Origin of the sequence: Streptomyces sp. NRRL S-1022 (genome assembly GCF_000720135.1) — a bacterium.
GTDB lineage: Bacteria > Actinomycetota > Actinomycetes > Streptomycetales > Streptomycetaceae > Streptomyces.
In genome coordinates this window covers 1-12,371 of sequence record NZ_JOIU01000036.1, presented here as the reverse complement: position 1 = coordinate 12,371, position 12,371 = coordinate 1, and the positions used below count along the sequence as shown (strand labels likewise).

Sequence of the window (12,371 nt, the reverse complement as noted above, 5' to 3'; positions counted from 1 at the left end):
CACCGCTAGACGATCAGGTCGACCGCGGCGATACCGGTGCCCGAGGGGACGTAGAGGCGGCTGCCGCGGACCAGCGGGCCGTGCTGGTCGCCGGCCGCGGCCCGGCCGAGGGCCGCGTCCCAGCGCCGCCCGCCGTTCAGGTCCAGCGCCCACACCCGGTCGCCCGCGCGGGCGTACACGGTGTCGCCGGCCACCACCGCCCGGGGCTCGGCCGTGCTCCCCTCGACGTCGTGCGCCCAGGCCCGGGTGCCGTCGGCCGCCCGTACGGCGTACACCGTGCCCTGCTCCGTGCCGACGGCCAGCGCCCGGTTGCCGGCAGTCAGGGGCCCGGCGTCGGCGTCCCTGCGCCACAGGCGGCGGCCGTCCGAGACGCGGAAGCCCTGGCGTACGGGGCCGGAGTGCGTGATCAGGGTGGTGCCGGCGAGGGCGAGGACGGTGACGTCGGTCCCCCCGGCCACCTGCCACTTCCGCTTCCCGTCCCGCGCGCCCAGCGCCAGCAGCTCGTCGCCGTAGCTGCCCGTGTAGATCACCCCGGCCGCGACGAGGGGGGTGCCGGTGGGACCGGCCGGGGTCCTGAAGGTCCAGTTCTCGCTGCCGTCGGGGGCGTAGCTGCGCAGCGCGCCCGCGTCCGTGCCGCCGGTGGAGACGAGCACGTCCGCACCGAGCAGGACCGGGACGGCGTAGCCCGTGTCGCCGAGGGTGCGGGTCCACAGCGGGCTGCCCGAGGGGCTCACCGCGGTCAGCCGGCGCACGCCTTCGCCGTGCAGGCCCACCACGCAGTACACGGCGTCCCGGGTGGCCACGGGCGTGGAGACGTCGTCGCCGAGCCGGACCTTCCAGCGCCGGGAGCCGTCCCGGGAGATTGCGTGCAGCACACCGCCGGAGGTGCCGGCGTAGACGACGGAGCCGTCCGGGGAGAGCGCGCAGCAGGCGCCCTCCAGGCCGCCGAGGCCGCCGAGGTCGTACTGCCAGCGCAGCACCGCGGACCGGGCGGAGGCCTTGCTCTCGGCCACGCCGGGGTCCGAGCTCCCGGGCGACCGGTAGCTGCCGCTCATGCTCTCGGTATCGAACCCGCGGTACAGCAGCCAGCCGCCGGTCCCCGCACCGGCCGCGGCGACGGCTCCCCCGGCGAGGATCTTCAGCAGCCGCCGGCGCCCGGGGGCGACGGGGCCGAGCCGGCCGACGGACGTGGTGGGGGCGAGGGGGCTCGCGGGGGCGGCGGTCGCGGTGACGGGGCCGGGAGCGGGAGCGGGGGCTTCGGCGGCGGGAGCAGGGGCCGCGGCCGGGGTGGCGGGGCCGGCGGGGGACCCCGGGAGCGCGGGGCCGGCGGCGGACGCCGGTGTGACGGGGCCGGGGGCCAGGTACTCCACGCCGCTGGGGCGGTCGGCGGAGGCCGGGCCCGCCTTCGCCGCGGGGCCGTACCAGCCGGGGTGGACGGCAGCGCGCAGGGTGGCCGGGGCGAAGCCCGCCTCGGCCAGCACCTCCGCCGGTTCCGGCCGCTCCAGCGGGTCCTCGGCCAGGCAGGCCGCCACCAGCGGGCGGATGCCGTCCGGGACGCCGGACAGGTCGACGTCGCGGGTCAGGATGCGCAGCAGGACCACCGAGTCCTGGCCCTCGCCGAACGGCTCCCGGCCCGCCGCCGCGTAGGCGAGGACCGCGCCGAGGGAGAAGACGTCGCTCGGCGGGCCGACCTGGCCGCCGTTGCGGATCTGCTCCGGCGAGACGTAGCCGACCGAGCCGACGACCGCGCCGGTACGGGTCAGCGCGGTGGCCTCCAGGGCCCGGACGATCCCGAAGTCGATGACCCGGGGCCCGTCCGGGCCGAGCAGGATGTTGGACGGCTTCAGGTCGCGGTGGACCAGGCCCTTGGCGTGGATCGCGGCCAGCGCCTCGCCGAGCGCGGCGGCGAGGATCCGGACCGCGGGCCCGGGCAGCGCGCCGTGGTCCAGGACGGCGTCCCGCAGATTCGGGCCGGGCACGAACTCCGTCGCCATCCAGGGCCGTTCGGCCTCGGTGTCGGCGTCCACCACCCGTGCGGTGTACGTGCCCGCGCCGCCGACGGTCTGGGCGGCGCGGACCTCGTGGCGGAAGCGGGCGCGGAAGGTGCGGTCCTCGGCGTGCTCGGCCCGTACCACCTTCACGGCGAGCCTGAGACCCGTGCGGGACTCGGCGAGGTACACCTCGCCCATGCCGCCGGCGCCCAGTCTGCGCATGACGGTGTACGGGCCGATGTGGCGCGGGTCTGCTGCGCGCAGCGGCTGCACTCCGGGCTCCCCCTGTCCGACGAGTCGTCAGGGGGAGGTTATACGGCGCTCACACCGCCGGTACGCAGCGGCCGTCCTCCGTGCGGTACTGCCACTTCGCGCCGTCCGCCACGAGTTCCCGGACGGCGTCGACGAAGCGCTCGACGTGCTCGTCGGGGGTGCCCGCGCCGAAGCTGACGCGGATGGCGTTGAGGGACTTCTCGCCGGGGGCCGCCTCGGGGGCGCCGCACTCGCCCTGGGTCTCGGGGTCGCTGCCGAGCAGGGTGCGGACCAAGGGGTGGGCGCAGAAGAGGCCGTCGCGGACGCCGATGCCGTACTCGGCGGAGAGGGCGGCGGCGAAGTGGGAGCTGTTCCAGCCCTCGACGACGAAGGAGATGACGCCGACCCGCGGGGCGTCGTCGCCGAAGAGGGAGAGGACCCGCACCCCGGGGACCTCGGCGAGGCCCTCGCGGACGGTGCGGACGAGGTGCTGCTCGCGGGCGACCAGGGTGTCCCAGCCGGCCTCCGTGAGGGCCTTGCAGGCGGAGGCGATGGCGTAGGCGCCGATGACGTTCGGGGAGCCGGCCTCGTGGCGGGCCGCGGTCTCGTGCCACTCGACGGCCACGCCGCCGTCCTCGCGCCGGGTGACCTTGCGGCTGGCGCCGCCGCCGGCGAGGTACGGCTCGGCCGCCTGGAGCCAGTCGGCGCGGCCGGCCAGCACGCCGGAGCCGAACGGGGCGTACAGCTTGTGACCGGAGAAGACGACCCAGTCGACGTCGAGGTCCGTGACGGACACCGGGTGGTGCGGGGCCAGCTGGGCGGCGTCCAGGACGATGCGGGCGCCGTGGGCGTGCGCGGCGGCGGCCAGTTCGCGCACCGGCCACAGCTCGCCGGTGACGTTGGAGGCGCCGGTGACGCAGACCAGGGCCGGACCGTACGGGTCGCGGCCGGCGAGGGCCCGCTCCAGGGTCTCGACCGCCTGCCGCGGGGTGCGCGGGGCGTCGAGGTAGGTGACCCGCGCGTCCTGCCAGGGCAGCAGGGAGGCGTGGTGCTCGGTCTCGAAGACGAAGACCTGGCAGCCGGCCGGGACCGCGCGGGCGAGGAGGTTGAGGGAGTCGGTGGTCGAGCGGGTGAAGATCACCTGGTCGGCCGGCCGGCAGCCGAGGAACTCGGCGACCGTCCTGCGGGCGTTCTCGAACAGGTCCGTGGAGAGCTGGGAGAGGTAGCCGGCACCGCGGTGGACGCTGCCGTAGTACGGGGCGTACGCGGCGACGTCGTCCCAGACGCGCTGGAGGGCGGGGGCGCTGGCCGCGTAGTCCAGCGCGGCGTAGGCGACCTCGCCGCCGGTGACCAGCGGGACGGTGACATCCCGCCCCAGAACGGGCAGAGGGGTGCAAACGGACTGGTCGGCGGCAGCGGTGGAGACAGACATGGCGGAACTCCCGTGAGAGGAAGGCGAAGAAGACAGAGAAAGGGTGTGCGGAGGCGGGGCTCTGCGGCCCTAACGCATTCGCTTGCTCACGGAAGACTCCTCGACGACCAGGATCCCTGGATGCGTGAGGGATCCGCGCTTGCCGGGGACCTTGCTGTCCACGGCCTGGTCTTCACCCGGGGCACCCCGCCACGGACGGAGGGTTGCCGGACAGTCGGCCGGGGCCTCATGACTGTCACTCATGACCTGGTACAGGAACGTACGCGATGTGATCGTCGTCCCGCAACCCGTGTCCGGATCGCGGGACGACGTCCGGTGGCCCTAGGCGTTGCTGACGGCCACCCAGCGCTCCAGGGTGCGCTTGGCCGCGCCCGAGTCGATGGACTCGGCGGCCCTCGCCATGCCGGCCCGGAGCTGCTGCGCCAGCGGAGCGCCGGTCGGCGCGAGCGCGACGAGCGCCGCGGCGGAGTTCAGCAGCACCGCGTCCCGTACGGGCCCCGTCTCGCCGTCGAGCAGACGGCGGGCGACCTCCGCGTTGTACGACGCGTCGGCGCCGCGCAGGGCCTCCACGGGCACGAGGCCGATGCCGACGTCCCTCGGGTCGAAGGTCTCCTCGGTGACCTTGCCGTCCCGGACGACCCACACCCGCGAGGTGGCGGTCGTGGTCAGCTCGTCCAGGCCGTCGTCGCCGCGGAAGACCAGCGAGGAGTTGCCGCGCTCGGCGAGGACGCCGGCCACGACCGGGGCCATCCGCGGATCGGCCACGCCGACGGCCTGGGCCCGTACCTTCGCCGGGTTGGTCAGCGGACCCAGCACGTTGAAGGTCGTACGGATCCCCAACTGGCCGCGGGCGGCGGCCACATGGCGCAGGGCCGGGTGGAACTTGACCGCGAAGCAGAAGGTGATCCCGGCCTCCTCGGCGACCTGCGGGACCCGCTCCAGCGGCAGGTTCAGGTTGACGCCCAGCTTCTCCAGCACGTCCGAGGCGCCCGACGCGGAGGACGCGGCCCGGTTGCCGTGCTTGACGACCTTCGCACCGGTGCCGGCGACGACGATCGAGGACATCGTGGAGATGTTCACCGTCTTCGCGCCGTCGCCGCCGGTGCCGACGATGTCGACGGTCCGGCCCGGCACCTCGATGACGTTCGCGTGCCGGTACATCGCGCGGACGAGCCCGGTGATCTCCTCCACCGTCTCGCCCTTGGCCCGCAGGGCCACGGCGAACCCGGCGATCTGCGCGTCGGTGGCCTCCCCGCGCATGATCCGGTCCATCGCCCATGCCGTGGCGTCCGCGCTCTGGTCACGGCCTTCCAGCAGGGCGTCCAGTACCGCGGGCCAGGAACGGCCCGCCGCGGTGTCGCCTCCAGCGGGGGTCACAGCGCTCATCAGCCGCTCCTGGTGTCGTACACAGCATCGGATGTCGGCCCCAGCCTATCGACCCCCGCACAGGGCGAAGGGCCCCGTCCGTGTACCGGACGGGGCCCTTCGCGTGGCGTGGCGACGCGGGATCAGTGGTGGCCGTGGCCGCTCGTGATCTCCTTGTACTCCTCGACGGTCGGCTTCGGGATCTGGTTGTCCTCGCCGTAGTAGGCGTTGGACAGCTTCGCCCGGAGCTTCTCCGCGGCCGGCACCTTGCGCTCGACACCGTTCTCGTCGACCGTCGGGCCGATCTCGGCCGGCTTGTACTGCTCGTGCGCGGTGAGCGTGTGCAGCTGCTCCTGGCTGAGCGGCTCGTGCACCTCGATGAACTCACCGTGCGGCAGCCGCTTGATGATGCCGGTCTCGCGACCGTGCAGCACCTTGTCGCGGTCGCGGCGCTGCAGGCCCAGGCAGATCCGCTTGGTGACGATGAACGCGATGACCGGTCCGGCGAAGAAGAAGATCCGGACGAACCAGGTGACGGCGTTGATCGACAGGTGGAAGTGGGTGGCCCACAGGTCGTTGCCACCGCCGACCAGGGTGATCATGTAGATCGTCACCCAGGCCACACCGAACGCGGTACGGGTCGGGGCGTTGCGCGGGCGGTCCAGGATGTGGTGCTCGCGCTTGTCGCCGGTGACCCAGGACTCGATGAACGGGTAGACCGCGATCCCCGCCAGGACCAGCGGGAAGAGCACCAGCGGGATGAACACGCCCAGGACGAGCGTGTGACCCCAGAAGTTGATCTCCCAGCCCGGCATGAAGCGGATCAGGCCCTCGGCGAAGCCCATGTACCAGTCGGGCTGGGCGCCGGTGGACACCTGGTCCGGACGGTAGGGGCCCATCGCCCAGATCGGGTTGATCTGCGCGACCGCGGCGATGGCCGCGATGACACCGAAGACCAGGAAGAAGAAGCCTCCGGCCTTGGCCATGTACACCGGCAGCAGCGGCATGCCGACGACGTTGTTGTTCGTCTTGCCGGGACCCGCGAACTGCGTGTGCTTGTGGTAGAAGACCAGGATCAGGTGCGCCACCATCAGGCCGAGCATGATGCCCGGCAGCAGCAGGATGTGGATCGAGTAGAACCGGGCGACGAAGTCGTGGCCGGGGAACTCTCCGCCGAACAGGAAGAACGACAGGTACGTGCCGACGATCGGCACGGACAGGATCGCGCCCTCCATGAAGCGGACACCGGTGCCGGAGAGCAGGTCGTCCGGGAGCGAGTAACCGGTGAAACCGGTGAACATGCCGAGGACGAACAGCAGGAAGCCGAACAGCCAGTTGATCTCACGCGGCTTGCGGAACGCGCCGGTGAAGAACACGCGCATCATGTGCACGAACATGCCGGCGAGGAAGATCAGCGCGGCCCAGTGGTGGATCTGCCGGACGAGCAGACCACCGCGCACGTCGAAGGAGATGTGCAGGGTCGAGCTGAACGCCTCGGACATCAGCTGTCCCTGGAGCGGGATGTAGCTGCCGTGGTACTCCACCTCGTTCATCGACGGGTGGAAGAACAGCGTCAGGTACACACCCGTCAGGATGATGATGATGAAGCTGTACATGCACACTTCGCCCAACATGAACGACCAGTGGTCGGGGAAGATCTTGCGCATGTTGGACTTGGCCAGGGAGTAGATCCCGAGCCGGCCGTCGGCCCAGTCGGCGACACGCTCGCCGGCCGGAGCCTTCCCGCGAGAGCGGGGCGTCTCGTTCGCTGCAGTACTCATCCGCGCTCCCAGAATGCAGGACCGACGGGCTCCTCGAAGTCGCCGAGCGCCTGGAGGTAACCCTCGCTGTCCACGCCGATGCGCAGCTGCGGCAGGGCGTGGCCGGCGGGACCGAAGATCACTCGGGCACCGTCGGAGAGGTCGAAGGTGGACTGGTGGCACGGGCACAGCACGTGGTGCGTCTGCTGCTCGTACAGCGAGATCGGGCAGCCGACGTGGGTGCAGATCTTGGAGAACGCGACGATGCCCTCGTGCGACCAGTCGAGCTCGCGCTTGTCCTTGATGTTGCCCGGCTGGAGCCGGACGATCATCAGGGCCGCCTTGGCGATCTCCGTCTGGAACTCCTCCTGGGTCTCCTCCAGGCCGTCCGGCTTGGCGAAGGTGAGGGAGCCGACGGCGACGTCCTCGGGACGCAGCGGCTGGTTCGTGTTCATGTTGACCAGGCGCTTGCCCTTGGCCCACAGGGTGTGCCGCAGCGTGCTGTGCGGGAGCGGACCGAGGTCGCGCAGCAGCATGACGCCGGAGAGCGGCACCATGGCCAGCGCGCCGAACATCGTGTTGCGGATCAGCTTGCGACGGCCGAGGGCCGACTCCTTGGCGCCCTGGCGGAAGTCCTCGTGGACCTTCGCCCGGACCTCCGGAGAGGCCTGGATCGGGTGCCGCTCGTCGGCGACCTCCACGTCGGACATCAGGGTGCGGGCCCAGTGGACCGCGCCCGCGCCGATGCAGAACAGCGCCACGCCCAGGGTCAGACCCAGCGCGAAGTTCAGGGCGCTGACGTGCCCGATCGGGAAGACGAAGATCGACTTGTCGTCCGGGATCGCCACGTACGAGGCGATGAAGCCGATGGTGGCCAGCATCGACACCGTGAACAGCAGGGCGACCATGCGCTCGGACCGCCTGGCGGCCCGCTCGTCGATGTCCTGGATCCGGTGCTCGTGCGGCGGCAGGCCCGGGTCGGAGAACGGGTTCTCCTCGTCCGCGACCCCTACCGCGCCGTGCGCGTGGTCCTGCTCAGCGGGCAGGTTCTCTTCTGGAATGTCTTGGCTACTCATGACTTCTTGGCCTTTGCGGTCCGAGCGGCGACCCAGACGGCGACCGCGATCAGCGCGCCGAGGCCGAAGATCCAGGCGAACAGACCCTCACTGACCGGCCCGAGGCCGCCCAGCTCAAGACCGCCGGGGTTCTCCGTCTCGCTGCCGTTGACCGCGTTCAGGTACGCGATGATGTCCTTCTTGTTCTTCTCCGACATGGTGGTGTCGGGGAAGGACGGCATGTTCTGCGGGCCGGTCTGCATGGCCTCGTAGATGTGCTTGGGAGCGACACCCTCCAGGCTCGGGGCGTACTTGCCCTTGGTCAGGGCACCGCCCTTGCCGGTGAAGTTGTGGCACTGAGCGCAGTTGGTGCGGAACAGCTCGCCACCCTTGGCGATGTCCGCGCCCGCGGGGCCGTACTGCTGCTTGGTGGGCACGCTCGGGCCGGCACCCAGCGAGGCGACGTACGCGGCGAGCTGGTCGATCTGGGCCTGCGTGTAGATGGGCTTCTTGCGCGGGACCTGGGCGCCCTGCGAGGTCGCGGCGGGCATACGGCCGGTGCCGACCTGGAAGTCGACCGCGGCGGCACCCACGCCGACGAGGCTCGGGCCGTCGGAGGAGCCCTGGCCACCGGTGCCGTGGCAGCTGGCGCAGCCGACCTCGTAGAGCTTCTTGCCCTCCTTGATGGTCAGGGACTGGGAGGTTTCATCGGCCTGCGCCTTGCCCGCGGGCGCGAACGCGGCGTACAGCCCCCCAGTGGCCGCCAGCGCGAGGAGTAGGACGACGACCGCCGCCAGCGGATGGCGTCGTCGTGCGGAGAGCTTTTTCACGGATTACCCCGGTGTCAGGATCTTCTGCGTCGGTGCTTCTGGATGTGCGGGAGCGGTCCCGGCTACTTGATCAGGTAGATCGTGGCGAAGAGGCCGATCCAGACGACATCGACGAAGTGCCAGTAGTAGGACACGACGATGGCGGCGGTCGCCTGCTCGTGAGTGAACCTCTTGGCCATGTAGGTGCGGCCGAGGACCAGCAGGAAGGCGATGAGACCGCCCGTCACGTGCAGGCCGTGGAAGCCGGTGGTCAGGTAGAACACCGAGCCGTACGGGTCGGAGGACAGCGAGATGCCGTCCTTCTTCACCAGCTCCGTGTACTCGTAGATCTGACCGCCGATGAAGATCGCACCCATGATGAAGGTGAGGATGAACCAGCCACGGAGCTTCTTCACGTCGCCGCGTTCGGCCGCGAACACGCCGAGCTGGCAGGTGAGGGAGGAGAGCACCAGGATCGTGGTGTTCGTGGCGGAGAAGGGCACGTTGAGTGCCTCCGCCTGTTCCTTCCAGTGGACCGGTCCGGTCACCGACCGGAGGGTGAAGTACATCGCGAAGAGGGCCGCGAAGAACATCAGCTCGGAACTCAGCCAGATGATGGTTCCGACGCTGGTGAGGTTCGGCCGGTTGACCGACGGGTGCGCGTGCCCGGTTTCTACTGTCGTTGCTGTCGCCACGACCGACATTATGTCGGTCGCTTATCTCGCGCTCACTCCGGGGGGTGCCGTTCGGAGTGTTGCCACCCGCGGGACCGGTGTTGACGTGGTGTTCATGCGGACGACGACGGGAGTAACATCCGCCGGAACGGGCCTGCCCGTCCTGTCCGTACGACGCTGACGTCTCGGAGGAACAATGCAGCCGACCGCCACGGTGCTGGTCTACAGCGACGACTCCACCACCCGCGAGCAAGTACGGCTGGCCGCCGGGCGCCGGCCGGCTCCCGATGTGCCCCTGGTCGAGTTCGTCGAGTGTGCGACTCCCGACGCGGTCCTCGCGGAGCTGGACAAGGGCGGCATCGACGTCTGCGTGTTCGACGGCGAGGCCGTGCCGATGGGCGGCATGGGCATGTGCCGGCAGATGAAGGACGAGGTCTTCGGCTGTCCGCCGGTGCTGCTGCTGATGGGACGGCCGCAGGACGCCTGGCTGGCCACGTGGAGCCGGGCCGACGCGGCGGTGACCCTGCCGGTGGATCCGGTGGAGTTCGCCTCCGCCCTGGCCTCTCTGCTGCGCCGGAAGCGGTTGGTGGGCGCCTAGCGGGGAGGGGCGCGAGGATCCTGCGCGAGTGCGGGCCGGTGGTCCCTTCCCGCGCCGTTCCCCGCGCCCCTTCAGGGCGCTCACAGGGCCGCTGGCTGGATCCTCAGGGCGTCCGACGGAGCCGGGCCGTCCGGTCTGCCGTTGAAGAGGGCGCTGCCCTGGCGCCACTTCTGCCAGTCGAGGTTCCAGTCGCCGAAGCCGTTGCCGAAGGGCTCCATCTCGTCGCCGGCGGAGTTGACGACCTTCACGATGTCGCCCTCGCGGACGGTGTCGAAGAACCACTCCGCGTTGGACGTGCTCATCCCGGTGCAGCCGTGGCTGACGTTGGCGTATCCCTGGGAACCCACGGACCAGGGGGCGGCGTGCACGTACTCGCCCGACCAGGTGACCCGGGTGGCGTAGTAGACCGGCAGGTCGTAGGAGTCCGCGCTGCCCTCGGCGATGCCGACCGTGGCGCCGCGCATGCGTACGAAGTACTGCTTGGCCAGGACGACCTTGACTCCGTTGCGAGTCTCGAAGCCGGGCTTGCCGGTCGTGACGGGGATCTGGTTGATCTCCTGGCCGTTCTTGAAGACGGTCATCTGGTGCGAGGCGGCGTCCGTGACGGCCTCGATCCGCTCCCCTGTGGTGATCTTCACCGGCTTGGCCTTCCCGCCCCACAGCCGGTCGCCGATCCGGACGCCCTCCAGGTTGCTGTGGACCTGGATGGTGGCGTGGACGGGCCAGTAGTCCTTGGGGCGGTAGTGGAGTTCCTTGTTGTCCACCCAGTGCCAGGCGCCCGGCACGGCCGGCGTGGAGTCCACCCGCAGGGCGCGTTCCACGACGGCGCGCTGCGCCTTGTCCTTGATCTCGTGGTCGAGTTGGGCCGTGATCGGCTGTCCGACGCCGTAGGTGCCCTTCTCCGGCCCGAACGTGACGTTCAGGCGCTGCTTGCTGGTGGGCGCGCTGGTGTCGAACGTGAGGACCTTGCGGCCGGGCGCGCCGTCGTCGTCCTCGGTGCTCACCGTGACCGTGTAGTGGGCGTTGGCGGCCAGCGGGGACGTGCTGTGCCAGCGGCTGCCGTCGGCGGCCAGTTCGCCCGCCACGTAGCGTCCTGAGGAGTCCTGGGCGGTGACGTCCGTGATGCGCCCGTCACCGCTGTTGGCGGTGACCTCCAGGGGCTTGTCCGGGTCGGCCCGCTTCCCCGCCTCGGTGGGGCCGTTGAAGGAGATCAGGCCCGCTGCGTCGTACGGCCTGGCCGACAGGGGGTTGCCGTCCGAACCGCAAGCGGTGACGCCCGCGCCGAGGGCGGTCACCAGCAGGGTGCAGCTGACGACGGTGCGGGTCCGCGGAGTGTGGTTCATATGATCACGCTATGAGCTGGAGACCGTACCGGCGCGGCAGGTAACTCGTACGAGCGAACGACACTGCGCCAAAGGAAGGACACGCCGGGGCCGCCGGAAAAGCCGGGAGCCCGGACCCTCCCCGAGGGAAGGTCCGGGCTCCCGGTGCGTTCCGCGAGTCCTACTGGGTGCGGTTCTCACCGTGGTAGTACTCGAACACCCAGCCGAACAGGCCGAGCACGATGAACGGCGCGGAGAAGTAGATCAGCCACCAGCCGACCGCGATGCTGAGGAAGGCGATCGCGCCGCCGAAGCCCAGCATGAGCGGCTGCCAGCTGTGCGGGCTGAAGAAACCCAGCTCGCCCGCGTCGTCCGCGACGTCCGCCTCCTTGTCGTCCTGGGCGCCCGCGTCGACCCGCCGGGCGGTGAAGCCCAGGTAGAAGCCGATCATGACGCTCAGGCCGAAGGCCAGGAAGAGCGCGGTGGTTCCGGCCGGCTCCTTCGACCACACGCCATACACGATGGCCATGATCAGGATGAAGACGCTCAGCCAGATGAACATCCGACCCTGGATCTTCACTTGCCGGCCTCCTTGCTGCCCGCGACGGCGGTGCCATGACCGGCGTGCTCAAGCTGTTCGAGCGCGGCGATCTCAGGGTGGTGCAGGTCGAACGCCGGGGATTCGCTGCGGATCCGCGGCAGGGTGAGGAAGTTGGGCGTACCGGCGCGGCATGCCCTCGGCACCCAGCCAGTGCTGGACCAGGAAGGTGCCGTGGAAGCCGACGAACAGCGTCCAGAAGGTGATCTTGCCGAGACGCTCGTCCAGCATCTTGCCGGTCATCTTGGGCCACCAGAAGTGGAAGCCGGCGAACATCGCGAAGACGACCGTACCGAAGACGACGTAGTGGAAGTGGGCCACCACGAAGTACGAGTCCGAGACGTGGAAGTCCATCGGCGGCGAGGCCAGGATGACACCGGTGAGACCACCGAAGGTGAAGGTGATCAGGAAGCCGACGGCCCAGAGCATCGGCGTCTCGAAGGACAGCGAGCCCTTCCACATGGTGCCGATCCAGTTGAAGAACTTCACGCCGGTCGGGACGGCGATGAGGAACG

The 12,371-nt window shown here is 70.6% G+C and carries 10 protein-coding genes, 1 pseudogene and 1 riboswitch; of the genes and pseudogenes, 1 reads left to right on the top strand and 10 read right to left on the bottom strand.

Features of this window, described 5'->3' with window-relative positions; genetic code table 11:
• Positions 1 to 5: 5 nt before the first annotated feature.
• From IG05_RS0136635 to IG05_RS0136605, 7 genes are all read right to left on the bottom strand, one after another.
• Positions 6 to 2,264, bottom strand: coding sequence for a serine/threonine-protein kinase (locus IG05_RS0136635; RefSeq protein ID WP_030348425.1), 2,259 nt, complete (start codon positions 2,262 to 2,264; stop codon positions 6 to 8).
• A gap of 49 nt (positions 2,265 to 2,313) precedes the next feature.
• Entirely contained in the window at positions 2,314 to 3,675 is a 1,362-nt protein-coding gene (locus IG05_RS0136630; protein ID WP_030348424.1) for an aminotransferase class V-fold PLP-dependent enzyme, read from the bottom strand.
• 130 nt (positions 3,676 to 3,805) lie between these two features.
• Positions 3,806 to 3,922: riboswitch (SAM riboswitch) on the bottom strand.
• A 74-nt stretch (positions 3,923 to 3,996) separates the two neighbouring features.
• Entirely contained in the window at positions 3,997 to 5,061 is a 1,065-nt protein-coding gene (gene trpD / locus IG05_RS0136625) for an anthranilate phosphoribosyltransferase (protein ID WP_030348423.1), read from the bottom strand.
• A gap of 122 nt (positions 5,062 to 5,183) precedes the next feature.
• Positions 5,184 to 6,821, bottom strand: a complete 1,638-nt coding sequence (locus tag IG05_RS0136620; RefSeq protein WP_030348422.1) for a cytochrome b — start codon at positions 6,819 to 6,821, stop codon at positions 5,184 to 5,186.
• Positions 6,818 to 7,876, bottom strand: coding sequence for a ubiquinol-cytochrome c reductase iron-sulfur subunit (locus IG05_RS0136615; RefSeq protein ID WP_030348421.1), 1,059 nt, complete (start codon positions 7,874 to 7,876; stop codon positions 6,818 to 6,820). Before IG05_RS0136615 ends, IG05_RS0136620 begins: the two co-directional genes overlap by 4 nt.
• Positions 7,873 to 8,685: a c-type cytochrome gene (locus tag IG05_RS0136610; RefSeq protein WP_030348420.1), complete on the bottom strand. Its 813-nt coding sequence runs from the start codon at positions 8,683 to 8,685 to the stop codon at positions 7,873 to 7,875. The genes IG05_RS0136615 and IG05_RS0136610 overlap by 4 nt, the downstream gene beginning before the upstream one ends.
• Before the next feature lie 62 nt (positions 8,686 to 8,747).
• Positions 8,748 to 9,368, bottom strand: coding sequence for a cytochrome c oxidase subunit 3 (locus IG05_RS0136605; protein WP_030348419.1), 621 nt, complete (start codon positions 9,366 to 9,368; stop codon positions 8,748 to 8,750).
• 166 nt (positions 9,369 to 9,534) lie between these two features.
• Between IG05_RS0136605 and IG05_RS0136600 the strand changes: the two genes are divergently transcribed.
• Positions 9,535 to 9,936 carry a hypothetical protein gene (locus IG05_RS0136600; protein WP_030348418.1) on the top strand — a complete coding sequence of 134 codons (402 nt, stop codon included), beginning with the start codon at positions 9,535 to 9,537 and terminating at the stop codon, positions 9,934 to 9,936.
• A gap of 80 nt (positions 9,937 to 10,016) precedes the next feature.
• Here IG05_RS0136600 and IG05_RS0136595 read toward each other — a convergent pair whose 3' ends face one another.
• From IG05_RS0136595 to IG05_RS0136585, 3 genes and pseudogenes are all read right to left on the bottom strand, one after another.
• A complete protein-coding gene (locus IG05_RS0136595) occupies positions 10,017 to 11,279 on the bottom strand; it encodes a L,D-transpeptidase (RefSeq protein ID WP_030348417.1) in 1,263 nt (420 codons plus the stop codon).
• A gap of 160 nt (positions 11,280 to 11,439) precedes the next feature.
• Complete coding sequence (locus IG05_RS0136590; RefSeq protein ID WP_030348416.1) at positions 11,440 to 11,838, bottom strand: cytochrome c oxidase subunit 4; 399 nt, start codon at positions 11,836 to 11,838, stop codon at positions 11,440 to 11,442.
• A pseudogene (locus IG05_RS0136585) lies at positions 11,835 to 12,371 on the bottom strand (cbb3-type cytochrome c oxidase subunit I); the annotation flags it as partial. The gene IG05_RS0136590 and the pseudogene IG05_RS0136585, both read right to left, overlap by 4 nt.

What these genes read in the sequence shown, in the direction of transcription:
- IG05_RS0136605 (WP_030348419.1), bottom strand. Translation starts at nt 9,368, where the DNA reads ATGTCGGTCGTGGCGACAGCAACGACAGTAGAAACCGGGCACGCGCAC.
- IG05_RS0136595 (WP_030348417.1), bottom strand. Translation starts at nt 11,279, where the DNA reads ATGAACCACACTCCGCGGACCCGCACCGTCGTCAGCTGCACCCTGCTG.
- IG05_RS0136620 (WP_030348422.1), bottom strand. Translation starts at nt 6,821, where the DNA reads ATGAGTACTGCAGCGAACGAGACGCCCCGCTCTCGCGGGAAGGCTCCG.
- IG05_RS0136600 (WP_030348418.1), top strand. Translation starts at nt 9,535, where the DNA reads ATGCAGCCGACCGCCACGGTGCTGGTCTACAGCGACGACTCCACCACC.
- IG05_RS0136630 (WP_030348424.1), bottom strand. Translation starts at nt 3,675, where the DNA reads ATGTCTGTCTCCACCGCTGCCGCCGACCAGTCCGTTTGCACCCCTCTG.
- IG05_RS0136615 (WP_030348421.1), bottom strand. Translation starts at nt 7,876, where the DNA reads ATGAGTAGCCAAGACATTCCAGAAGAGAACCTGCCCGCTGAGCAGGAC.
- trpD (WP_030348423.1), bottom strand. Translation starts at nt 5,061, where the DNA reads ATGAGCGCTGTGACCCCCGCTGGAGGCGACACCGCGGCGGGCCGTTCC.